Raw genomic sequence first — 22,865 nt, 5'->3', positions numbered from 1 at the left:
CCGAGTCGGTCGGTAGCAGCACCGGACAGCAGTCGGGTCCCGGCGGAATCCGACGCAGGCGGGCGAGTTAAACCGTCTGCCAGACACCACCTCGGTATGCACGTCTACGGTCTGGTCGGGAATCCCGTCGGCCACTCGCTCTCGCCGCCGATGCACGAAGCGGCGTACGAGACGCTGGGACTGGATGCGCGATACGTCACGTTCGAACCCGAGCCGTCGGCGCTCGCCGACGCCATCGCCGGTGCTGACGCACTCGGAATCGACGGTCTCAACGTCACGATTCCCTTCAAACAGGACGTTCTCGAACTGGTCGACCCCGACCCACTCGCCGCCCGTATCGGCGCGGTCAACACCATCGCCTTCGACGACGCCGGCGGAGGTGACGGCGAACACGTCGGCGATACCACGCCGAAAGGGTACAACACGGACGCCGCGGGCGTCACGCGCGCTTTCGACCGCCACGACGTCCATCTCGACGGGTCGAACGCAGTCGTCGTCGGTGCAGGCGGTGCAGGTCGCGCCGCCGCGTTCGCCCTCGCGGACGCCGGTGCGTCGGTCCACGTCGCCAACCGAACCGCGGCGAAAGCAGTCGACCTTGCAACTGACGTCCCCGATGCGACCGGCGGCGGCCTCGACAGCCTCGACCGAATCCGCGACGCGACCGTGCTCGTCAACGCCACGAGCGTCGGGATGGAAGCACCCGACGAGACCCCCGTCCCGGCGGAATACCTCCACGGAGACCTCGCGGTTCTCGACGCGGTCTACACTCCTATCGAGACGCGACTCCTCCGGGAAGCCGCCGACGCTGGAGCGGTCACTATCGACGGCGCGTGGATGTTACTCTTGCAGGGAGTCGAGGCGTTCGAACTGTGGACCGGCCGCGACGCTCCCGTCGAAGCGATGAACGCCGCACTCCGCGACCGTCTCACCGCATGACGCTGCCGCAGGTTTTTAAATAACGGCACCGCATACAGAGAACTAATATGGGTTTGCTCGATAGTATCTCGTCCTTTCTGAAATCGCTTCTCGGGGGCGACTCGTCGTCCGCGTCGAAAAACGGCCGTGACACCGACGCGACAGTAACAGTCGAACGAGATACGCGAACGGAACGCGCAGAACCGGATATCGAGACAGAAGCCGCGGTGAAGGAACCAGTCGAAGAGGCGTCGGCCGACGCGGAGGACGACGAAGATGCTTCGACGGAGGGAACAGCCGCCGAAGCAGACGAAGCCATCGAAGAAGCGGAGCCAGCGTCCGAACCGGAACCGGAGTCCGAAGCGGAAGCGGAATCTGAATCGGTGACGGAAGAGGAAGTCGAGGAGGAAGACGAAGTCGAACCGGAAGACGAAGCCGAGACAGAACCGGCGACCGAGGAAAAGGAAACCGAACCTGACGCAGAAGAAGAGGAAGCAGAGTCCGACGCAGACGAAGACGAGCCTGACACAGCCGAAGAGGAAGCTGACTCGGAGACGGTCGAAGCAGAGACCGAGGCAGAAGCGGACGACGAGTCAGAGACTGAAACAGCGGACGAACCCGAGTCTGAGTCCGAAGCGACCGAAGACACCACCGACGCCGCGGACGAGTCCGAAGACTCACCGGCCGTCGAGACGGTTCGCGGCATCGGTCCGGCCTACGCGGGCCGGCTCTCCGATATCGGCATCGAGACGGTTGCGGACCTCGCCGTCGCAGACGCCGACGAAGTCGGAGCCGAAATCGACGTGTCGCCCAAGCGCGTCCAGCGCTGGATCGACCGCGCGAACGAATAACCCGGCACCACCTGACACGTCACGAAACCGTTTACCCGACGCACGAACTGGTGCGAGTAATGACCGCACCGACCGTCGTCACCGAGCGCGACGACTTTCTCGCGACTGCCGAAGGCGCTCCCGCCGGGAGTCGCGTTCCCGTCGAAGTCAGGGTCATCGTTGACGACCCGTTCGACGCCTATCGGCGCACGCGACGCAGTTCTGGTGGCTTCTTCTACGAGACGACCGGCGGCCAATCCGGCTGGGGCTACTTCGGCGTCTCTCCCGTCGAACGCCTCACTGTCGGTCCCGAGGCCGTCACAGACACCGGCGAGTCGCCGACGCTCGCCGCACTCGAAGGACTCGTCGAATCGGAGTCGCTCGTCCGGGGCGACTGCGACGTGCCGTACCCCTGCGGCCTGTTCGGTTGGCTCTCGTACGACGTGGCTCGCGAACTCGAATCGCTCCCGGACGACACCGAAGACGACCGCCATCTCCCGCACTTGCAACTCGGAGTGTACGACCTCGTGGCTGCGTGGCAGGAACCACGGGGTGGTGGTGGTGACGGTAGCGAGAACGAGAGCGAGAACGAAAGCGACCGAACCGAGCTCCGAGTGACCTGCTGCCCGCAGGTTGACCCAGATACCGACCTCGACAGCGTCTACGACGACGCGCTCGCACGGGCGACGGCAGTCGCTACCGAGGCGGTCGAGGGCGACAGAGCACCAGTCGAGCCAGCCGTGGTCGCCGACGAAGCCCGGTTCGAGAGCGCCTGCGGGCGCGGCGAGTTCGCAGAGCGCGTTCGAGCCGCGAAGCAGTACATCCGCGACGGCGACACCTTCCAAGCGAACCTCTCGCAGCGACTCGTCGCACCCGCCGCCGTCCACCCGGTCGATGCCTACGCCGCCCTCCGTCGGGTCAATCCCGCGCCGTACTCCGGATTGCTCGAATTCCGCGGCGTCGACCTCGTGAGCGCCAGTCCCGAACTGCTCCTCCGCGTCGATGGCGACCGACTCGTCACGGAGCCTATCGCCGGAACGCGCCCGCGCGGAGCAACTACAGACGAGGACGCCGAACTCGAAGCAGACCTCACGACCGACGAGAAAGAGCGCGCCGAACACGCCATGCTCGTCGACCTCGAACGCAACGACCTCGGGAAAGTCTCCGAGTACGGGACCGTCGACGTGACCGAGTACCGCCGCGTCGACCGCTACTCCGAGGTCATGCACCTCGTCTCGCTGGTCGAAGGACGCCGCCGAGACGGGACCTCACTGGCCGACGCCATCGCTGCCGTCTTCCCCGGCGGCACCATCACCGGCGCGCCGAAGCCCCGGACGATGGAGATTATCGACGAACTCGAAGCGACCCGGCGCGGCCCCTACACGGGAAGCATGTTCGCCATCGGCTTCGACGACCGGGCCGTGTTGAATATCGTCATCCGGACGCTCGTCCGCTTCCGCGACGAGTACCACCTGCGCGTCGGCGCGGGCATCGTCCACGACTCGGACCCCAACAGCGAGTACGACGAAACGCTCGCCAAGGCGCGGGCGCTCGTGAACGCCATCGACGAGGCGCTCGGCGAGCAGACTCAGTTGACCGTGGGGGCAGAGCGATGACGCGAATCCTCGTCGTGGACAACTACGACTCGTTCGCCTACAACCTCGTCCAGTACGTCGGCGAGTTCGCCGACGACGTGGTTGTCTATCGCAACGACGACCTGACCGTGGACGACATTCGGGACCTCGACCCCGACGGTATCGTGGTCTCGCCCGGACCGGGCACGCCCGCCGAGGCCGGTGTCTCTGTCCCCGTCTTCCGCGACCTCGACTATCCGACCCTCGGCGTCTGCCTCGGCCATCAATCGCTGTGCGCCGCGCTCGGGAGTCGCGTCGGCCACGCGCCCGAGGTCGTCCACGGGAAACCCTCGGTGGTCGAACACGACGGCAAGGGCGTCTTCGCCGGCCTTCCGGACCGTATCGAAGTCGGTCGCTACCACTCGCTCGCGGTCGAACACGACGACATCCCGGACGAACTGGTCGTGACGGCCACGACCGTCGAAGACAGCAAAGACGGCGGGGGGAGCGAGGACAACGAGCCCACCTCTGACGAACGCGTCGTCATGGGCGTCCGTCACCGCGAGAAGCCACACGTCGGCGTCCAGTTCCATCCCGAGAGTATCCTCACCGACGCGGGCAAGGCTATCGTTCGCAACTTCGTCGCTATCGCGGCGGACGAGGGGCCAGCGACCGAAGCGTGGGGAGAACGCACGCGCACGGGGGACGGACAATGAGCGACGAGACAGCCCGTTCCTACTACGTCGATGGCGACATCGTCCCCGCCGACGAGGCGTCGATTCCGGTCACCGACCGCGGCTTTCTCTACGGCGACGCAGCGTTCGAGACGCTTCGCGCCTACGGCGGCGACGTGTTCCACTGGGGTGCGCACGCCGACCGGCTCGCCGAAACCTGCGACGTACTCGGTATGGACCACGGTCTCACCGATACCGAATTGCGGGCGTGTATCGACGAGACGCTGGCCGCTAACGACCTCGAAGACGCGTACGTCCGTCTGTCGATAACGCGCGGAAGCCAGCCGGGTCGCCTGACCCCCGCAGAAGAGGTGGACCCGCGAGTCGTCGTCATCGTCGAACCCCTGCCGCGTGGCGGCCGCGGGTCCGAACCAGTGTGGGACGGCCCCGCGACGGTCCAGACCGTCCGAACCCGTCGGATTCCAGACCGCGCGCTCCCCGCCCGCGCAAAGACACACAACTACCTCAACGGCATCCTCGCCCGGACCGAACTCCGAGTCACGGGTGCCGACGAGGCGCTCATGCTCGATTCGGAGGGCTACGTCACCGAGGGCGCGACGAGCAACCTCTTTTTCGTCGCTGACGACGCCCTCTGTACGCCGAGTCTCGACGGCCCGGTCCTCCCCGGAATCACGCGTCGCGTCGTGTTGGACCTCGCCCGGGAGGAGGGTATCCCAGTTCGAGAGCGGCGCTTCACGCCCGACGAAGTCCGGGATGCGAACGAAGCGTTTCTCACCAACTCGACGTGGGAACTCCGCCCGGTCGAGACGGTCGATGGCATCAGCATCGGCGACGGCCCGGTGACGACGCTTCTCTCGCGGCTCTACGACGACTACGTCGAACGGCAGTGCTACGGAACAGAAGCGTAGGTCGCCTCAGAATTCGACGTTCGAACTCGAACTGCGGTCGGCCGGGTCCTTCTCGACACCGCCCCGTCCCACGAACGAGTAGTCGTCGTCCGAGAGGAAGACGTGGTCGCCGTCGACGGTGATGTCGAGGTCGTCGAGCACCGCGCCCTCGCAGGGGCCGTAGTTGCAGTAGCCCGTGTCGGCTTCGAAGTACGCGCCGTGGTTCTCGCAGATGAGTTCGCCGTTCCGCATCGTCGCACCCGAGCCCTTGTCGATTTTGATGTCCGTCAGGTGCATGCAGTAGTTCAGCCAGCCGCGGATGTCGCCGTCGGTGCGAACGAGAATCGCCTCGCGCTCGTCTTCGTCGTCGCCCGCGACGCGGAACAAGAACGTCGTGTCCGCGGGCACGTCGTCGACCGAACAGATTCGTTCGAGGTCACTCATTGGTATCTGGTCGGTAAGGTGCGGAAAATCTTCTTCGGAAACGGTTGATGCTGTCGGAGGGAGATTTGAACCAAGGTCGCTGTCGCTCCCGGGTTCAACTCTACTGTGCTATGAAGCCGACCTCAGGGGTCGCACCGAGACGAGACTCGGTGCTCAGGAGTTGAGGTCGGCAAAACCATAGCGGGAGGTAGATTTGAACTTTGGTCGCAACACGTTCGTGTTGCTCCCGAGTTCAAACTACCACGTCCGATTTCCAGAGAAACACGTCGTCGCAGTGCGACAAGACGCACTGCTTGGGAGTGTAGTTTTCAGGAGAATAGCGGGAGGTAGATTTGAACTACCGATCTCCGGGTTATGAGCCCGGCGGAATCTCCTGGCTATCCCATCCCGCTGAATCAACAAACGCGACTTCTATTGTTAAGACTTCTGTTTCGGGAGCCGTGTGTCAATTTTCACCGTGACTACCGCTGACTCGAACCGGCGGCAATTCGCCACGTGAACAGGCTCTCAGCGACGTAGTTCAGAAACATCGACGCGGCGATAGCGATGGGCAACGGGATGAGTTGCCAGAGGTCGATGCCGAAGACCGGAATCGACACCGGAACCTCCCGAAGCGCACGAACCACGAGCACCTGCACCGCGAGGCCGCCGCTCCTGACGAGGTTCGACTTCAGGAAGCGCCGCCCCTTCGCCATAAGGTGGTCTGCGCCCGCGCCCGCGAAGGTCCAGCGGTCGTTGATGACGAACATCACCACGATGGCAACCTCCGCGCCAGCGAGTTTGGCGAACTCACCGAGGACGCCGAAGAAGATGATGAGGATGCTGCTCACCGTGAGGTCGAACATCGCGCCGACGACACCGACGGAAGCGAACTTCCCGAACCGAGTGCCGGAGGCGAGCGCCGAGAACCGGTCAGTCATCCGTGGCCTCTGCGGAGAACTCATCGACGAGCGTACACTCGTCGTTCTGGGCGGCGATGAACTCGTGGAGACGGTCCTCGCGAATCGTCCGAGCGCGGTGACGCGACCGCAGGAGGCCGCGTGCCATCTTGATGGTCGTATCGACCGGCGAGACCGTCGAGTTGGGCTGGTCTTCCCAGACAACCGGGACCTCGGCGACGCGGTGTCCGAACGCGCCCGAGACGGCGATGAGTTCGATGTCCCACGCGAATCCGGGTTCGTAGAGGTGGCTGCGAACGTCGTCCCACGCGTCGGCGGTTATCGCCTTCGCGCCGCACTGGTAGTCGTACAGTGGCACGTCGAGCAAGCGGCGGGCGAGCCACGCGAAGCCGTCGCCGAGATAGCGGCGGGCGACGGTCTGGTGCGATGCGACTGTTGCACGGGGGTGGCGACGCGAGCCGACCGCGAGGTCAGCACCCTCGTGGACGGCGGCGACGACGTTCCCCATCGACTCCGCGGGCGTGCTTCCGTCGGCATCGGCGAACGCGAGAATGTCCGTATCGAGGGCTTCGAACCCGGCGGTGATGGCGGCGCCTTTGCCGCGCCGGGCATCGACAGCGTTCACGTCTGCGACTGGAGGGAGGGCAGAGAGAGAGTCGAGTATCCCCGCTCGCGGCGCGTCGAGTTCGACACGGACGACTGCCGGGTCGAACTCCGCGACGAGGGCGCGGACGTACGGGACGAGACGCTCGGGGTCGGGCCGATAGGCAGGGACCACCACCCCGACAGACTGCGACATACCCGTCCATTCTTCGAACGTGGTAAAAAGCGAACCGCTCTCGCGCGCACACCATCCACAACACGTTTACCGCCGGACGCACCTTTCTCTGACAGATGGAATACGCCCTCGTGGCCCGCTGGCTGGCGGTGTTTGCGGTCCTCTGGGCGGTCGGTCTTCCCCTCTCGAACCGACTGTTCGCCCGCCTTCCCGGCCGCGGTGCCGGCCTCACGCTTCCCGTGTCGCTCGTCGTCGTGACCCTCCCAGTCTACCTCGTCGGCCACCTCGCGTTCGGCCCGGCGATAGCTGTCGGTGTCGGCGTCGGCACGCTCGTGACACTCTCGGCGCTGGCTGGACTCGACCGCGACGCGCTCCGTGACGGCACAGTTCGACTCGCCCCCGAAATCGACATCGACAGGCGCGCCCTCACGCAGGCAGCCACCGTGTTCGCTATCGCGTTTCTCTTCGCGGTGGCCCTTCGTGCACTCGACCCCGCAGTCCACGCTGGCGGCGGTGAGAAGTTCCTCGACTTCGGTCTCCTGAAGTCGCTGGCCCGGTCGTCGACGCTCCCGCCGGAAGACATGTGGTTCGCGGGCGAACCGGTTCGCTACTACTACGGCGGCCACCTCGTCTCGATTCTGCTCGCGTGGCTCACGGGCACCGACCCCGCGTTCGCCTACAATCTCGCACTCGCCGGATTCTTCGGCTTCCTCGTGACCGGGGCGTTCGAACTCGGACGCAGCATCTCGCTGAGTCGCGGCCTCGACGGGCGACTCGGTGGCATCCTCGCGGCGTTCTTCGTCGGGTTCGCGAGCAACCTCGTCACGGCCGGTCGGTTCGTCCTCCGACTCCTCCCCGAAGGAATTCAGCGACCAATCGCACAGGCAATCGCCGAGCGCTCGCGCTACACCGTCTCGCAGATTCTCGCCGGAACGTCGGACTTTTCGTACTGGACTGCGAGCCGTGTCATCCCCGAGACGATAAACGAGTTCCCGCTTTTCGCGTGGCTCAACGGCGACCTTCACGCGCACATGATGGGGACCCCGTTTCTCCTCCTCGGCGCGGCGCTCGCGTTCGCGTACTTCCGAACACCGGAAGACGCCATCAGTGAGCGCCGCCTCCTCGTCGGCGCGACTGCTGTGCTCGGCGGCCTGCAAGTCGTCGTCGATACGTGGAGTTTCCCGTCTATCTTCGGCGTGCTCTTCCTTGGGATGGTGTTCGCGCCCGCACGCCCGTGGACACTGTTTCCCGGACGCGACCGACTCGCCGAACTCGTCGGCGACGACCCGGTCCGCAGTGAAGGCGCGAGAGTGCTCGGGACGACTGCGGTCGTCGGCCTCGGCGGTGTCGCCGCGGTCGCGATTGCGAGTCCGTTCCTCCTCGGCAGCGTCGCAGGCGGTGGGAGCACGCGCACAATCGAGATTCTCACGCCAGCACAGCGGAGTGGGGTCGGTGCGCTGCTCCTCGTCCACGGTGCATTCATCGCCGCGTTTGCGCTCCACTACGTCCGAAACCTCGGTGTCCGCGAGGCGCTTCCAGTCGGCGCAGGCGTCCTCGTGCTGGCCGTCGTCGCCGCCATGCACTCGTTCGCCGCGCTCGTCCTCTTCGTCCCGTTCGTCCTCGTCGGCTGGGTGCTCCTCCGTGCGAGCGACGACCCGCAGTTCGCGACGGTGCTCGTCGTCGCCGGGGGGGGACTGGCGATGCTCGTCGAAATCGTCTTCGTGAACGAGCAGGCCGGTCCGGGTCGGATGAACACGGTGTTCAAGACGTACATGCAGGTGTGGGTCCTCTGGGGCGTCGCCATGGGGCCCGTCCTCGCAGGGCTGTTCCGCGAGGCGGCCGCCGCGAGCGACCTGTCGGTTCCGAACGTCGACCTCAGCATCCGCCGAGAAGCAATCCGCGCGATGGGCGTCGGCGTCGTCATTCTGTTCGTCGCATCGACGTCGGTGTACGGCGGCCTCGCAGTCAGCGAACACGCCAGTTCGCCCCGAGAGGAAGTGACCCTCGACGCAACAGCGTTCACCGAGTGGCGGCATTCGCAGGAGGCAGCCGCGATTACGTGGCTCGACGAAACCGCCGACGAGGAGACGGTCGTCCTCACGGCACCGGGGACGAAGTGGTCCGAGGCAGTCACAGACGAGCGAGAATACGTGATGTACGCGTGGCGCGCGAACCCCGAATCGAGCCTCACTGGTGTCCCGACCGTCGCCGGGTGGGCCCACGAAGTCGGCTATCGCGGCCCTGAAGCGTACTACGAGCGAGTCAGACACGTGGACACGATGTACGTCGGCGACGAGTCGGCCCGCGCGCAGTTCATCCAGAGATACGACGTGCAGTACGTGTGGGTCGGACCGGGAGAACGAGCCCGTTACGGCGACGTCGACACCGACGTGCCGTGGTTGACGCCGGTGCACCGCTCCGGCTCTGTGGTGGTCTACGAAGTGGAAAAGTCGGAGTTACCCTGAGACAGGGCTAGGCCGCGCCGCTCTTTTTGATGACTTCGATGGCGTCGGCTTCGACACCCTCGGTGTCCAGCCAGTGCGGGACGAACTCGCGCTTTTCGAACGTCTCGCGCTCGTCTTCGGTGCCGATGGTACACCACAGCTGGACGCGGTCGGGGCCGTGCCAGTCGCCCTGCCGGTCGATGGCGAAGCACGTGTACTCCTCGCCGTCGTATTTGATGACGGCGTCGCGCCGAATTCCGGGGTCGCCGTGGATGATGAGCTTCTTCATGCGCCGGGATTGGCACACTCACCGCTTAATCGCTTCGGCTTCGGGCGTGGAGGCCGGCGCCGGAGACCAACATACTGAGGCCTCGAACTGCCCCGGCTGTCGGTCGAGAGACTGTGGGCCGTTGCCACGGCTCAACGGGGCACGGAAGAGGATTTTGCGGCCGCGTCGAACCAAACGGGTTTTAACGGGCCACGTCAAAACCCCCACAAGGTCGATATCTATGCAGATGCCACGCCGTTTCAACACGTATTGCCCACACTGCAAGGCACACCACGAGCACGAAGTCGAGAAGGTCCGCAAGGGCCGACCGACCGGTATGAAGTGGAACGCCCGTCAGACGCGACGCGGCAAGGCCACCATCGGTAACGCCGGTAAGTTCTCCAAGGTGCCTGGTGGAGACAAACCCACGAAGAAGACGCACCTGAAGTACATCTGCTCGGACTGTGGCAAGGCCCACATGCGCAAAGGATGGCGCGCAGGCCGCCTCGAATTCCAGGAGTAAATCGATGGCAGGAAACTACTACAAAGTCGCGTGTACCGACTGCGAAAACGAACAGATCATCTTCGGAAAGGCCTCTTCGGTCGTCAACTGCGCCGTCTGCGGGACGACCCTCGCCACGCCGACCGGCGGCAACGCCGAGTTCCACGGCGAGGTCGTCGAGACGGTCGAGCGCCGAGACAGCACCGAGCTCGAGGCGTAACTTCTTGGAGGACGCTTCATGAAGTACAGCGGATGGCCTGACTCCGGCGAACTCGTCGTGGGGAAGGTAGACGAGATTGCGGACTTCGGCGTCTTCGTCGACCTCGAAGAGTACGAAGACAAGCGCGGACTCGTCCACATCAGCGAAGTCGCGAGCGGGTGGATCAAGAACGTTCGTGACCACGTCCGAGAAGGCCAGACGGTCGTCGCGAAGGTCCTCGACGTCAACGAGGGGTCTCAGCAGATCGACCTCACCATCAAGGACGTCAACGAGCACCAGCGCAAAGAGAAGATTCAGGAGTGGAAAAACGAGCAGAAGGCCGACAAGTGGATGGCCATCGCGTTCGGCGAGGACGTCTCTGACGAAGAGTACGGCACCGTCGCGAACGCGCTCCTCGCCGAGTTCGAGTCGCTCTACGACGGGTTCGAGCAGGCTGCGATTCACGGCATCGAAGCCCTCGAAGACGTCGAACTGGACGACGACGACCTCGAATCTGTCGTCGACACCGCACGACAGAACGTCTCGGTTCCCTTCGTCAACGTCACCGGCTACGTCGACCTGCGCTCGCCCTCGGGCACCGGCGTCGACGACGTGAAGGAGGCGCTGAAGGCCGCCGAAGGCGACGGCGACGTCGGCGACGAAATCGAACTGTCTGTCACCTACGTCGGTGCGCCAGAGTACCGCATCAAGGTGAAGGCACCCGACTACAAGACGGCCGAATCGGAGCTCGAAGCGAGCGTCGCACGCGCCCGTGAGGCCATCGAGGCCGTCGGCGGCACCGCCGAGTACCACCGCGAACGCAGCGGCGACGAAGAGTAATGAAATCGGACATCCGGGTGTGTAGCGCGTGGCGCGGTCGCCACGACCGCCCGGTGTACTCACTTTCTCAGACGTGTCCGGAGTGCGGCGCATCCACAGAGAACAGCGCGCCCGCTCCGTACAATCCCGACGACACCTACGGCGAGTACCGTCGCGCTCGAAAGCGCCGGGCGGCCGAGGGGTCACAAACGGACGAGGAGTCGCAGGCGACTCGCGACTCACAGGCGACCGAGGAGTAGCCGAATCCGGGGTCGGCTACCGACGCCCTCTTAACCAGTGCGTTCGGCACTACGTGCATGGACGACATCGAAATCGAGGCTGTCGCAGAGGCTGACCTCTCCGACGCGGTCCTCATCGAGGGACTTCCGGGCGTCGGGAACGTCGGAAAACTCGCCGTCGAGCACCTGCTCGAAGAGTTCGAGGAGGCCCAACTGGTCCGGCGGGTCTACGCCGACGTGTTCCCACCGCAGGTGAGCATCGAAGACGGCGTCGCGGAGTTGACTCACACCGAGATTCACGCCGTCGAGACACCGGGCGACGGACCCGACCTGCTGTTGCTCACGGGAGACCACCAATCGCAGTCCAACGAGGGTCACTACCACCTCACTGACGCCTTCCTCGACATCGCCGAGGAGTTCGGCGTCGAGCAGGTGTTCGCGCTCGGTGGCGTCCCGACGGGCGAACTCGTCGACGAGCCATCGGTCCTGGGAGCCGTCGCCGACGACGACCGTATCGAGGAACTCGAAGACGCGGACGTGGAGTTCCGCGACGGCGAGCCCGCGGGCGGCATCGTCGGCGTTTCGGGGCTCATGCTCGGTCTCGGTAGTCGTCGCGGTCTGGACGCGACGTGTCTGATGGGCGAGACCAGCGGCTACCTCGTCGACCCACAGAGCGCACAGGCCGTCATCGAAGTGCTACAGCAACTCCTCGACTTCGACGTCGACTTCGAGGCGCTCGAAGACCGCGCCGAGGAGATGAAGGAAGTCGCCGGAAAGATACAGGAGATGCAGCAGCAACAACAGAGTATCGCCAGCGACGACGACCTGCGGTACATCGGCTAATCGCCGTAATCGACGAGGCTTCAGGCCTCGATGATGTCGTCGGATTCGGACTCCGGCACCACGAGTTCACCGTCGAGCGACTGCACCGCGCGCCCGCCGACTTCGATTGATTCTGCGACGCGAACCGAGATGTGACTGGGTCGGTCGACGAAGTGTCCCTGTTCGAACCGGAGTTCGTCCGGCATGGAGTCGAAAGCACCGACGTGCCGGAGATACGCACCGCAGGCACCGCTGGCGGTTCCCGTGGCCGGGTCTTCGGTGATTCCGACGCCGGGGGCGAAACAGCGCGCGTGGAGCGTCGAATCGCCGTCGATGGCGTCGAAGGAGAACGCGTAGACACCAGCAGCGTCGTACTCGGCGGCGAGTGCTGCGAGCGCGTCGTGGTTGGGCGCGGCACCGGAGAGATGTTCGAGAAAGTTCACCGGGACCATCACGAACGGGAGGCCGGTGGAGGCGAGCGCGACGGGCATGTCAGCGCCGATATCTTGGAGAGCAGCAGCGTCGATACCGAGGGCGTCGCCGAGGCGACCGTAATCGACGTCGAGTTCTCGGACGGTCGGTGCGTCCTGTGTCATCCACACCTCGCCGAACTCGTCGACTTCGACGTCGAGCGTGCCGACGTTCGTCTCCAGCGTATGCGTCCCCGGTTCGATGGCGCGCTCCGCGGCGAGATGCGCGAAGGCGGCGATAGTCGCGTGTCCGCAGAGGTCGACCTCCTGTGTCGGAGTGAAGTATCGGATTCGGCGGTCGGCCGAGGGAGACGAGCAGACGAACGCCGTCTCGCTCGCGCCGAGTTCCGCCGCGATTGCTCGCATCTGTTCCGCGTCGAGGCCGTCGGCGTCGGGGACGACACCGGCGGGATTCCCCGTCAACGGTTCTGTCGTGAAAGCGTCGACGAGAAGGGCGCGTCGGCTATCCATGGAAGTGCGCACTTGCCCGCGCGGTATCAAACCAGCGGGTCACGGACACGAGTCTACGCCAGCGGGTCAGCAGTCGGATGCAAGGTGAGAATGAGATAAGAGCGATACGGAGCCGTGACTGGAGACCGGTCAGTCACGCCCGCGACCAGCGGACTCCTTGAGAGCGCCGGGCCGCGCCCTCCCCTTGCATCACTTCGCGCATGTTCATGCATGCCGGGCAACCAACGACTTCGTTGTGCTCGTTTCCGAACACGCGGACGAAGTCGCGCGAGACGAATTCACCACAGTTTCCGCACGTGTGCATCGGTTTTTCACCTACGGCCTGTCGTACTCACCCATCAGACATAACTATGTGCCTTGTTAACATGGGTTAGTTTCTTCCTGACGAGAATGTCACATCGAACACAACCGCGGAATCGGGAGTTAGGAGGGCATTAACCGGCTGTCTTGGTCGTTTTTGGTAATTGTGCACACGCCTGGGCCGAGTCGTACAGATTAAAGGGTATCAGGCGCCGCAGTACGGACGGTGAACGGAAGTTATGGGCAGCCTCCCCGACGAGTTTAAGTGTACCATCACGAACTGGGAGTACATCTACGGACTCTGCCGAGACGTCTCTGACGACGTCAAGGAGTCCGAATTCGAACCGGACGTCATCGTCGCACTCGCGCGGGGCGGGTGGTTCGCAGGCCGGTGTATCTGCGACTTCCTCGGGCTCGACGACCTGACGAGTCTCAAGATGGAACACTACGTCGGTACGGCCCAGAAATCGAACGAACCCGAAGTGCGCTACCCGATGCCGGAGGGGAGCGTCGAAGGCAAAGACGTGCTCATCATCGACGACATCGCCGACACCGGCGGGTCCATCAAGCGCGCCTACGAGTACGTGACCGACCGCAACGCGGGCGAGGTTCGGACGGCCACGCTCCAACTCCTCCAGACGAGCGAGTTCGAACCCGACTACGTGGGCGAGCGCCTCGAAGAGTGGGCGTGGGTCGTCTACCCGTGGAACTTCATCGAAGACATGATAGACCTCGTCTCGGGCGTGATGGCGAAAGCCGACGAGGAGACCTTCGAGATGGAGGACATCCGCCACTACCTCACGGAGTACCACGACGTCGACCGCATCGAGATGGAAATCGCCCAACCCAACCGCATGCCCGAAGTCATGGCCGAGATGGAGCGACGCGGCTACGTCGAATCCACCGGCGATGACGCGTGGCGACTCGTCGAAAACGACGGCGTCGGCGCCTAAGGCACGCGGGGCGACCGGGTTACGTCGTACCGCACGACGTTTGGGTACTACTGTGCCGGAAGCGTAACGTTCGAGAGTGTGAGACACATCGCCACGCGTGTGTCGCTTCTGTCTATCTTCGCGACGGCGCTGCTTCCCATCCTCACCATCGGTGCGGTGGGGTTCGCACTGGGTCGCCTGCGAGACGTCGACCCCGACCCGCTCAACACGGTGACAGTGTACGTCCTCGCCCCCGCACTCGTCTTCTACAGTCTCGCGACGACCGAACTCGCCAGCGAGACGCTCGCCACACTCACCGGCGGTATCGTCGTCTACCACGTCGTCATGATTCTCGTCGCGGGCATCGTAGCGCGCCTGCTCGGTGTCTCCGAACCGATACTCGGCGCGCTAGTCCTCGTCTCCGCCTTTCCGAACTCCGGGAACTACGGCCTTCCCGTCTCGTCGTTCGCGTTCGGGGCGACCGGTCGGTCGACGGCAGTCGTCTACCTCGCGGTCCAGGGTGTCCTCATCTACACGCTCGGCGTCTACATCGCCGGACGAGGCGGGAGCGACGACGATGGACGTGCGACGTGGCGCATCGGACTCGGTCGCGTCCTTCGCATCCCACTCGTCTACGCCGTCGCCCTCGCGCTCGTCGCCCGGTGGCTCGGCGTCGTCCCGCCGACCGACATCGCGGCCATGCAGACGCTCAAACTCGTCGGTGACTCGGCGATTCCGGTGATGCTTCTCATTCTCGGCATCCAACTCTCGGACGCCGACCTCGGCTCGACGCTCCCGAAAGTCGGTGTCGTCTCGGGGCTCAAGATGGTCGTCGCGCCCGCCGTCGCAGTCGGTGTCGCACTCGTCGCCGGCTTCGGCGACCCGGTCGTCGCCCGGACGTTCGTCCTCGAATCGGCGATGCCCGCAGCGGTGACGCCGCTCATCCTCGTCGCGGAGTTCGGAGACACCGAGGTCGGCGGGGCGATTCCCGTCGCCGAGTTCGTCTCAGCGGCCGTCTTTGCAACGACGCTTCTCAGCGTCCCCCTTCTCTCGGTACTCATCTTCCTCCTCGACGCTGGCGTCGTCGTCTGAGCGTGTTCGACACGGTTGTACGGCCGTCGGTTCGGGCCCGACCAAACCCCGATTCGCCACGATTTTGTGCTCGGTCATCCACGTTCGTGTATGAAAATCGGATTTATCGGCGGCAGTGGAATCTACGAAGCACTCCCCCTCGAAAACACCCGCGAGGAACCGGTCGAGACACCGTTCGGAGAGCCCTCGACGACGCCCATCGTCGGTGAGTTCGGCGACACAGGCCGCGAGGTCGTCTTCCTCCCGCGTCACGGTCCCGAACACCAGCACTCGCCGACGACGCTCCCGTACCGCGCGAACATCTTCGCGCTGAAGAAACTCGGCGTCACCCACATCCTCGCCAGCAACGCCGTCGGCAGCCTCAAAGAAGACCTCCCGCCGCAGACGCTCGTCGTCCCGGACCAGATTTACGACCGCACCAAACACCGCCCGCTTACGTTCTTCGACGAGGGCATCGTCGTCCACCAGCCCTTCGCGATGCCGTACGACGAAGAACTCGTCTCTATCCTCGCGGAAGCCGCCGAAGAGGCGACCGACGCACAGGTCCAAGAAGGCGGCACCTACGTCTGCATCGAAGGCCCCTCGTACTCCACGAAGGCCGAAAGCGAGTTCTACCGCGACCAGGGCTGGGACGTCATCGGCATGACCACGATTCCGGAAGCCAAGCTGGCTCGTGAAGCCGAAATCGCCTACGCGACCATCACCGGCGTCACCGACTACGACGTCTGGAAAGAAGACAGCGAAGTCACGCTCGACGAAGTCCTGAAGAACGCCGCCGCCAACGAGGAGGCCATCAAGGAGACCGTCGAGGCGGCCATCCGTAAGATTCCGGACGACCACGAGACCGACAGCCACTCCGCGCTCGAAGGGACCATCAACACGCCCGACGAGGCGATCCCCGAAGAAACGAAAGAGATGCTCGCGCCGCTTATCGACCAGTACGTCGAGTAAGGGAACGAACACCCGGTTTTCAGCGCGATCGGTTGCCTCTCACACGGACTTTTTCGAGCGTGATTCCGTCGTCCTGAACCACCACGACGTCGTCGACACCGGTCGCTCTGTTTCCTGCGATGACAACGTCGCGGTACGTGACATCCGCGGCGTTCTTGTTAAGGTTCTGTAGCCGAACGCCTGTGATTGGACTTCCTGAGAACCGAGACCCGTCGAAGCGGTTCCCACTCACCGTGACGTCCTCGTAGGTGAGCGTTGGTCCCTGTGGGCCGAACGTCGGACCACTCGCGGCGTTGAGCCGGACACCCTGAACGGTCTCCACGTCGTTTCCGTGAACGTCGAGGCCAGTTACGTCGCGCTGGCTCAGTACGACGACGCCGTCGTACGCCCCGACGAGCGTGTTATCGACGATAGAGAGGTCAGAAGACTCGGCACTGCTCATCGAGATTTGAATCGTCCATCTCGCCGCGATGAAGACGGGGAACCCGAACGCTGAACCGGTGTTCCCCGACGCTCCCAAATCCACCGTGTTGCGCTTGACTTCGACGTCGGTATCTCCGTCGAGGTTGATTCCCCGCCGCCCAGAGTTCGTCTCCGAAGACCGGTCGACGGTGTTTTCCAGCACCGAGACGCCGTCAGTGTCGAAGACGGCGATTGCGGTGGCAGCGTTCCCGGTCATCGCACCGAGTGAATTGCCGACGATACTGATGTTCGACGCGCGGTTCACGGCGTTGCTCACACCCTCGGCGAACCCGAAGGTAATCACCCGTCCGGAGTAGCCCGAAAACGAGCAGTTCTGTACCGTTACGTTCGACAGCCCGGCGACGCCGTTTTTCACTGCAACCGAGGCCCCGCCACCGAACGTGAGGCCGTCGAGAGTTACGTCGTCAGACGAGATTGTGACCGTTCGGAAGGTGGCGCTTCCCGTGTAGTGGCCGGGTGAGGTAATCGTCGCGTCCCCGTTTGCGTCCGGAACGAGTTCGGTCGCGGCCGCTGCCGTCGTCGTGCCGAAGACGCCAAGTGCCGTCAGCGCGCCAGCCGTCCGGAGGATGGTGCGGCGTGTCTGTCCTGTCGTCTGTGGGTTCTGAGATGTGTCTGGTCGTGTCATTGTCACCACTCATCCCCGCATTTCGGCGCGAAGACAGCGCAACGTAACGCGGGTGAACGTGAAAACGGTGTAACAGGTATTCAGTATAGAATCGATAATTGAAATTTAGTTCAGTGTAATCAGGATAGTTCTACGACGGAGAATTCGTCTGCATTCCGCTGCAACGTACCAGCGTCTCTGTACACTCTGAGCAGGATACAGTCACGGATTCGGAAGCAACCACAGGTGCCGACTCGACGCAACTCGACCACGGGAAGAGACAGAGCAAACGTGCTGTGAAGTTCCCCGACACTGACGAGTCGATATAACAGAGCATTTCGACACAAAACGTCCACTGAAGTCGATACAAACACCCAGAGGGTCCACTTTTCGGACGGGTGAACGACAGAGACTCAGCACTCAGTCGTCAGCGAGAGCTTCGACAGCCGCCTCGTCCGCTTCAGCCTCGCCTTCGGGTGACTCTTCGTCGTCTTCGACTTCGTCGAACACCTCGGGGTTCCGAATCCAGAGGTCGCCGAACAGTTCGTCCTGATTTAGATAGACGGTGCTTCGGTGGGCGAGGAACAACAGCGCGAGATACGTCGTCATCACGGTGTCGCCGACGCCTCGAACCTCGGCGAAGAGGACCTCGTCGCGGCCCTTCTCGTAGTGCGTCGAGAGCACGTCGTGGACCGCGTCGACGACCGCCTCGATGTCCTCGTTGTGGGCGGTCCCCGTCACGTCGTCTTCGGTCGGTTCGCCCGCGCCGCGCATGTCGCCAGCGGAGTGGTAGTCGAGCGTCTGCGTCCCACGGGAGAACCCACGCGGCGACTCGGTGGTGTCGTACTCGCGGCGGCGCTTCCACCACGACCCGCGTTCTGCCTCGCGGAGTTCGCGGACGAGTTCGTCCAGCGTCTCCGGCGACCCCCGGGCGTGTTTGCGTTCCAGCCGACGGTCCATCTCGGCTTCCAGCGCATTGATGGGGTCGAATCCGGGTGCGCCGTCGTCGGGTGGGCGTTCGTCGTCGTCGCCACCCTGCATGGCGAGTTCCCACGGTTCGAGTTCTTCTTCCTCGGGGTCGTCCGGCGAGAGGAGTTCGTCGGACTTCATCCGAAGGAGGACGCTCGCGTAGAACAGCGCCCGTCCGGTAGTCCGAAGGTCCATCGCGTCGAGACGGTCGAGGAAGGCGTCTGTCACCTCGACGATGTCGATGTCCCACGGGTCGATATCGCCGTCTTTCGCGAGTTGGACGAGCAGTTCGACCGGTTCGACCTCGTCGTCGTCGCCGTGCTGGACATCGTCCGGGAGCACGTCGTCCATGCCGTCGGCGCTGGCGTCGGCCGGGGCTTCGGCGTCGGCGCTGCGGTCCTGGCCCTCAGCACGGTCGAACGAAAACGGCTCGTCTGCGTCGGTGCGGTCTGCGTCGCGGTCGTCGCCATCGCGGTCGGCACCGCGGTCACGAGTGAGATTGAGCGACGGGATATCGTCAGTCATTCGCCAGCACCTCTGGTTCCGGGCCGTCTGTTCCGTCGCCGGTGTCGGGCGCGTCGTCGCCACCGTCGTCGCGGTCGTCACTGCCGCCGGTGTCGCCATCGCCATTGCCGCCCGCGCCCTCGTCGCCTTCGTCTTCCGGCGAGAACTGGATGCCAGTGACGGCGCTGACGTTGTCGCCCTGCATCGTCACCCCGATAGCGCGCTCGGCGCGTTCGAGGAGCGCAGAGCGGTGCGAGACGACGACGAACTGGGCGTCTCCAGCGAGGTCGTCGACCATTTGACCGACGCGCTCGGCGTTCGCGGCGTCGAGGAAGGCGTCGACCTCGTCGAGTGCGTAGAACGGCGCGGGGTTGTGACGCTGGATGGCGAAGATGAACGCGAGCGCCGTCAGCGACTTCTCACCGCCGGACATGGCATCGAGACGCTGGATTGGTTTGTCGCCGGGTTGGGCCTTCATCGTCAGGCCCTCCTCGAACGGGTCGTCGGGGTTTTCGAGGTGGAGGTGCCCCGTCCCGTTCGAGAGGCGTTCGAAGATGTCGGTGAAGTTCTCGGCGATGGCGTCGAACGACTCCATGAACGTCTCTTTCTTCTGCGATTCGTACTGCTCGATGCGCTCTTGGATGGCGTCGCGCTCTTCGACCAGCACGTCGCGGCGCTCCTGGAGGTCTTCGAGGTCCGCCTTCACGTCGTCGTACTCGTCGATGGCGAGCATGTTGACCGGTTCGAGCGCCTCCATCTCCTCGGTGAGACGTTCGATTTCGGACTCGACGGTGCTGTGGTCGGGAATCTCGTCGGGGTCGTAGTCACCGACCTGCGATTCGAGTTCGTCGATTTCCCACTCCAGTCGCTCGGTCGCCGAGCGCAGGCTCTCCAGTTTGGATTCGACGGCGTTGACGCGGTCTTTCTTCTCGTCGCGGGCCGAGCGCGCTTCGCGCAGGTCGTCCTGTAACTCGCTTCGGTCTTCCTTGAGGTCGACCAGTTCCTCTTCGAGTTCGGCGACCGCCTCGCGTTTTTCTTCGAGGTCGGCTTCGCGGTCTTCGATTGCCTCTTTCGCGTCCTCGATTGCCTCTTTGGCCTCCGCCTTGCGGTTCTGGGCGGACTCGACCGTGCCGTGGAGGTCGTCGACGGCCTCTTCGGCGTACTGTTTCTCCAGTTGGAGTTCGTTGAGGCGACCGTCGAGCGACCCCATCCGGTCTTCGAGGTCGTCGATATCGGCGCGGATGTCGTCGGCGCGGGCGGTGAGTTCCGGAATCTCCGAATCTTCGAGTTGCTGTTCGATGTCGGCGATGTCGGCTTCGACGGCCTCGATTTGCTCGTCGTACGTGGCGATTTCGTCGTCGAGGGTCGCCATCTTCTGGTCTACCGACTCGCGTTCCGATTGGAGTTCGTCGAGGCGGTCTTCGAGACGCTCGATTTCCGCTTCCGCGTCCTCGATGTCTTCCTCGGCGTCTTCGATTTCGCGCTCGATAGTTCGGACGCGGTCTGCAGCATCGGACTTCCGGCCGCGAGCGTCTTCGAGGTCGCTTTCGATGTCGCGAACCTCGCTGTTGAGCGAGCGACGGCGGTCTTCGAGTTTCGTGATCTCCTTCGCGATGCGTTCGAGTCGGCCTTCGCCGGACTTCGAGAAGGAGTATCGAGAGCCACCGCCGGACCCGCCGGTCATCGCGCCGGAGCGCTCGACGAGGTCGCCGTCGAGAGTCACCATCCGGTAGTCGCCCATCAGCGCGCGAGCGGTCTGCATGTCCTCGACGACGAGCGTCGAGCCGAGGACGTACGAGAAGATGGACTCGTACTGCGAGTCGTAGTCGACGAGGTTGCGGGCGAAGTCGACGACGCCCGGATGGTTCGGCTTGCGCGGGAGGCTCCGATTGTCCATCTTGGAGATGGGCAGGAACGTCGCGCGACCCGCGTTCCGTGATTTGAGGTGGTCGATACAGGTCGAACCCACGCCGTCGTCGTCGACGACGACGTTTGCGAGACGCCCACCGGCGGCCGTCTCACAGGCTTTGGCGTACTCGCCGTCTACGGAGCCAAGTTGGCCGACTGCGCCGTGGACGCCCGAGAGTCCTGCGTTGAGAATCGTCGTGACCGCGCGCGGCCACGAGTTGTCGCCGTCAGACCCGGCGCGCGCTTCGAGGCGGGCGTACTCGGACTGCTTGGACTGGAGTTCGTCGGTGACCTCCGAGAGTTCGTCCTGTAACTCGGCCTTCTCGTCCTGTAACTCCTCGATGATGCCGTCTATCTTGGCCTCGTTCTTCTCGGCGGTGTCGAGTTCGCTGTGGAGGTCCGACAGCGTCGCCTTCAGTTCGGGAATGCGCTCGTGTGCGGCCTCGATTTCGTCTTGCGTCTCCGAAATCTGGTTCGAGCGCCGACGGGCGTCGTCGAGGAGGCGGTCTTTCTCGCGTTGACGGTCGTTCTTCTCCGTCTTGTACTCCTCTCGCGTCTCTTTTTTCTCTGTGAGTTCGGATTTTAGCTCGTCGAACTCGGTGTCCACGGAGTCGATTTCGGCTTGGACTTCGGAGAGTTCGACCCGCTTAGACTGGATATCGCTCTTGACAGACGCCTTCTCGACTTTTATCTCCCGGATGTCAGATTCGAGGTCGTCTATCTTCTCCTGTTTGCGGTCGATATCGACGAACGCCTTTCGTCGCTCGGCCTCGGCGTCGTCGCGCTTTTCCTCGGCCGCCTCGATGGCGTTTTCGAGGCGCGCGATGTCGCCTTTTATCTCCTCCATCTCCGACTTGATGCGGAGTTGCTCGTCTTCGCCCTTGCGCTCGATTTCGCGCGTCAGGTCTTCGAGGTCTTCTTCGAGACGCGTGACTTTGCCCTGGCGCTCGTCGAGTTCGGCCTGCAGGTCCGCGAGGTCGGATTCGGTGGACTCGATGCGCGATTCGGTCTGCGAGAGGTCGTCGCGCTTGTCTTCGAGTTCCGCGGCTTTGAGATAGCCTTCGTACTCTTCTTTCTCGTCGCGAAGGCCCTTGTATTCGAGCGCGGTCTCTCGTTCGTCTGCGAGTTGGTCGAGGCGCGTCTCTTTTTCCTCGATTCGGAGGTCCGCCTCGTCGACGCGTTCTTCGACCGCTTCGAGTTCCTCGAAGGCGGCTTCCTTCTTCGCGTCGAACTCGGCGACGCCGGCGATTTCGTCGATGATGCCCCGCCGCTGGTAGGGCGTCATGTTGATAATCTCGGTCACGTCGCCCTGCATGACGACGTTGTAGCCCTCCGGCGTGATACCGGCCTGCGCGAGGAGGTCCTGAATATCAGAGAGGTTGACCGAGCGCTCGTTGAGGTAGTAGTACGAGTAGTAGTTGTCCGAGGTCTCTTTCACCCGGCGCTTGATGGTGATTTCGTCCACGGAGCCGACGTTGTCGGTGCCGGCGGCGTTGACGACCTGCGACCGGTCGAGCGCGCCGTCGGAGTTGTCAAGGACGACGGTGACGCTCGCCTCTTTGGTTCCCGTCGCAGCCTCGTCGCTCCCGTCGGCGTGGCCGGGGTTGTAGATGAGGTCTGTCAGTTTCTCGGCGCGAATCCCCCGCGTGCGAGCGAGTCCGAGCGCGAAGAGGACGCCGTCGATGATGTTCGACTTGCCCGAGCCGTTCGGACCCGTGACGACCGTGAAATCCTCGTAGAAGGGGATGCGAGTCGGTCGTCCGAAGCTCTTGAAATTGTCGAGGACGAGTTCCTTGATGTGCATGTGTTGGTGTTCAGGCGGGCGACACCCGCAGTCGAGCGCACCGCATGGACACGAAGCACGCT

22 protein-coding genes, 1 tRNA gene and 1 pseudogene are annotated in these 22,865 nt (G+C 63.9%); 14 read left to right on the top strand and 10 right to left on the bottom strand.

Annotation, left to right across the window (positions count from 1 at the left end):
- The first annotated feature begins 96 nt into the window (after positions 1-96).
- Genes KU306_RS08145 through KU306_RS08125 form a run of 5 tightly spaced genes read left to right on the top strand, consistent with a single transcriptional unit; the run spans position 97 to position 4,922 of the window.
- Positions 97-936, top strand: a complete 840-nt coding sequence (locus KU306_RS08145) for a shikimate dehydrogenase (protein ID WP_258301659.1) — start codon at positions 97-99, stop codon at positions 934-936.
- 47 nt (positions 937-983) lie between these two features.
- Positions 984-1,766 carry a helix-hairpin-helix domain-containing protein gene (locus KU306_RS08140; protein WP_258301658.1) on the top strand — a complete coding sequence of 261 codons (783 nt, stop codon included), beginning with the start codon at positions 984-986 and terminating at the stop codon, positions 1,764-1,766.
- Positions 1,767-1,825: 59 nt separating this feature from the next.
- On the top strand, positions 1,826-3,361 hold the full coding sequence (locus KU306_RS08135) for an anthranilate synthase component I family protein (RefSeq protein ID WP_258301657.1): 1,536 nt from the start codon (positions 1,826-1,828) through the stop codon (positions 3,359-3,361).
- Complete coding sequence (locus KU306_RS08130; protein WP_258301656.1) at positions 3,358-4,035, top strand: anthranilate synthase component II; 678 nt, start codon at positions 3,358-3,360, stop codon at positions 4,033-4,035. The genes KU306_RS08135 and KU306_RS08130 overlap by 4 nt, the downstream gene beginning before the upstream one ends.
- Positions 4,032-4,922: an aminotransferase class IV gene (locus tag KU306_RS08125; RefSeq protein WP_258301655.1), complete on the top strand. Its 891-nt coding sequence runs from the start codon at positions 4,032-4,034 to the stop codon at positions 4,920-4,922. Before KU306_RS08130 ends, KU306_RS08125 begins: the two co-directional genes overlap by 4 nt.
- Positions 4,923-4,928: 6 nt before the next feature.
- Here KU306_RS08125 and KU306_RS08120 read toward each other — a convergent pair whose 3' ends face one another.
- The 4 genes from KU306_RS08120 to KU306_RS08105 all read right to left on the bottom strand — a co-directional run bounded on the left by KU306_RS08120 (position 4,929) and on the right by KU306_RS08105 (position 7,043).
- Positions 4,929-5,345 carry a Rieske (2Fe-2S) protein gene (locus tag KU306_RS08120; protein ID WP_258301654.1) on the bottom strand — a complete coding sequence of 139 codons (417 nt, stop codon included), beginning with the start codon at positions 5,343-5,345 and terminating at the stop codon, positions 4,929-4,931.
- A 317-nt stretch (positions 5,346-5,662) separates the two neighbouring features.
- Positions 5,663-5,737 (bottom strand) — tRNA-Met (locus KU306_RS08115).
- A 69-nt stretch (positions 5,738-5,806) separates the two neighbouring features.
- On the bottom strand, positions 5,807-6,265 hold the full coding sequence (locus KU306_RS08110) for a GtrA family protein (RefSeq protein WP_258301653.1): 459 nt from the start codon (positions 6,263-6,265) through the stop codon (positions 5,807-5,809).
- On the bottom strand, positions 6,258-7,043 hold the full coding sequence (locus tag KU306_RS08105) for a glycosyltransferase (protein ID WP_007545084.1): 786 nt from the start codon (positions 7,041-7,043) through the stop codon (positions 6,258-6,260). The genes KU306_RS08110 and KU306_RS08105 overlap by 8 nt, the downstream gene beginning before the upstream one ends.
- Before the next feature lie 95 nt (positions 7,044-7,138).
- Here KU306_RS08105 and KU306_RS08100 point away from each other — a divergent pair, with 95 nt between their 5' ends.
- The gene (locus tag KU306_RS08100) at positions 7,139-9,487 is read left to right on the top strand and encodes a DUF2298 domain-containing protein (RefSeq protein WP_258301652.1); all 2,349 of its coding nucleotides are present in this window, start codon (positions 7,139-7,141) and stop codon (positions 9,485-9,487) included.
- Between the two features lie 7 nt (positions 9,488-9,494).
- On the opposite strand, the gene KU306_RS08095 is transcribed toward KU306_RS08100, so the two are convergent.
- Complete coding sequence (locus KU306_RS08095; protein ID WP_007545082.1) at positions 9,495-9,755, bottom strand: HAH_0734 family protein; 261 nt, start codon at positions 9,753-9,755, stop codon at positions 9,495-9,497.
- Positions 9,756-9,975: 220 nt separating this feature from the next.
- On the opposite strand from KU306_RS08095, the gene KU306_RS08090 reads away from it, so the two are divergent.
- The 5 genes and pseudogenes from KU306_RS08090 to KU306_RS08070 all read left to right on the top strand — a co-directional run bounded on the left by KU306_RS08090 (position 9,976) and on the right by KU306_RS08070 (position 12,336).
- Positions 9,976-10,257 carry a 50S ribosomal protein L44e gene (locus tag KU306_RS08090; RefSeq protein WP_007545081.1) on the top strand — a complete coding sequence of 94 codons (282 nt, stop codon included), beginning with the start codon at positions 9,976-9,978 and terminating at the stop codon, positions 10,255-10,257.
- Positions 10,258-10,261: 4 nt separating this feature from the next.
- Entirely contained in the window at positions 10,262-10,456 is a 195-nt protein-coding gene (locus KU306_RS08085; RefSeq protein WP_007545080.1) for a 30S ribosomal protein S27e, read from the top strand.
- Between the two features lie 18 nt (positions 10,457-10,474).
- Entirely contained in the window at positions 10,475-11,275 is an 801-nt protein-coding gene (locus tag KU306_RS08080; RefSeq protein ID WP_258301651.1) for a translation initiation factor IF-2 subunit alpha, read from the top strand.
- A pseudogene (locus tag KU306_RS08075) lies at positions 11,275-11,460 on the top strand (RNA-protein complex protein Nop10); the annotation flags it as partial. The gene KU306_RS08080 and the pseudogene KU306_RS08075, both read left to right, overlap by 1 nt.
- Before the next feature lie 111 nt (positions 11,461-11,571).
- On the top strand, positions 11,572-12,336 hold the full coding sequence (locus KU306_RS08070) for a proteasome assembly chaperone family protein (RefSeq protein WP_007545077.1): 765 nt from the start codon (positions 11,572-11,574) through the stop codon (positions 12,334-12,336).
- 20 nt (positions 12,337-12,356) lie between these two features.
- Here the strand turns inward: KU306_RS08070 and KU306_RS08065 are convergent, their stop codons facing one another.
- Positions 12,357-13,256, bottom strand: coding sequence for a PhzF family phenazine biosynthesis protein (locus tag KU306_RS08065; RefSeq protein ID WP_258301650.1), 900 nt, complete (start codon positions 13,254-13,256; stop codon positions 12,357-12,359).
- A gap of 133 nt (positions 13,257-13,389) precedes the next feature.
- Positions 13,390-13,560 (bottom strand): DUF7563 family protein, encoded by a 171-nt coding sequence (locus KU306_RS08060; RefSeq protein WP_169317617.1) that lies wholly within the window; start codon positions 13,558-13,560, stop codon positions 13,390-13,392.
- A 235-nt stretch (positions 13,561-13,795) separates the two neighbouring features.
- Between KU306_RS08060 and KU306_RS08055 the strand changes: the two genes are divergently transcribed.
- The 3 genes from KU306_RS08055 to mtnP all read left to right on the top strand — a co-directional run bounded on the left by KU306_RS08055 (position 13,796) and on the right by mtnP (position 16,531).
- Positions 13,796-14,509, top strand: coding sequence for a phosphoribosyltransferase (locus tag KU306_RS08055; RefSeq protein WP_258301649.1), 714 nt, complete (start codon positions 13,796-13,798; stop codon positions 14,507-14,509).
- A 99-nt stretch (positions 14,510-14,608) separates the two neighbouring features.
- Positions 14,609-15,580, top strand: a complete 972-nt coding sequence (locus KU306_RS08050) for an AEC family transporter (RefSeq protein WP_425499520.1) — start codon at positions 14,609-14,611, stop codon at positions 15,578-15,580.
- A gap of 90 nt (positions 15,581-15,670) precedes the next feature.
- Positions 15,671-16,531 (top strand): S-methyl-5'-thioadenosine phosphorylase, encoded by an 861-nt coding sequence (mtnP, locus tag KU306_RS08045; protein WP_258301647.1) that lies wholly within the window; start codon positions 15,671-15,673, stop codon positions 16,529-16,531.
- Positions 16,532-16,550: 19 nt separating this feature from the next.
- Here the strand turns inward: mtnP and KU306_RS08040 are convergent, their stop codons facing one another.
- The 3 genes from KU306_RS08040 to smc form a co-directional block, all read right to left on the bottom strand.
- Complete coding sequence (locus KU306_RS08040; RefSeq protein ID WP_258301646.1) at positions 16,551-17,639, bottom strand: right-handed parallel beta-helix repeat-containing protein; 1,089 nt, start codon at positions 17,637-17,639, stop codon at positions 16,551-16,553.
- Between the two features lie 399 nt (positions 17,640-18,038).
- Positions 18,039-19,112 (bottom strand): segregation and condensation protein A, encoded by a 1,074-nt coding sequence (locus tag KU306_RS08035; RefSeq protein ID WP_258301645.1) that lies wholly within the window; start codon positions 19,110-19,112, stop codon positions 18,039-18,041.
- The gene (smc, locus tag KU306_RS08030) at positions 19,105-22,803 is read right to left on the bottom strand and encodes a chromosome segregation protein SMC (protein ID WP_258301644.1); all 3,699 of its coding nucleotides are present in this window, start codon (positions 22,801-22,803) and stop codon (positions 19,105-19,107) included. Before smc ends, KU306_RS08035 begins: the two co-directional genes overlap by 8 nt.
- Between the last annotated feature and the right edge of the window lie 62 nt (positions 22,804-22,865).

This window comes from Haloferax larsenii (assembly GCF_024730625.1).
Taxonomy (GTDB): domain Archaea; phylum Halobacteriota; class Halobacteria; order Halobacteriales; family Haloferacaceae; genus Haloferax; species Haloferax larsenii.
This window is presented reverse-complemented; position numbering and strand designations above follow the sequence as displayed.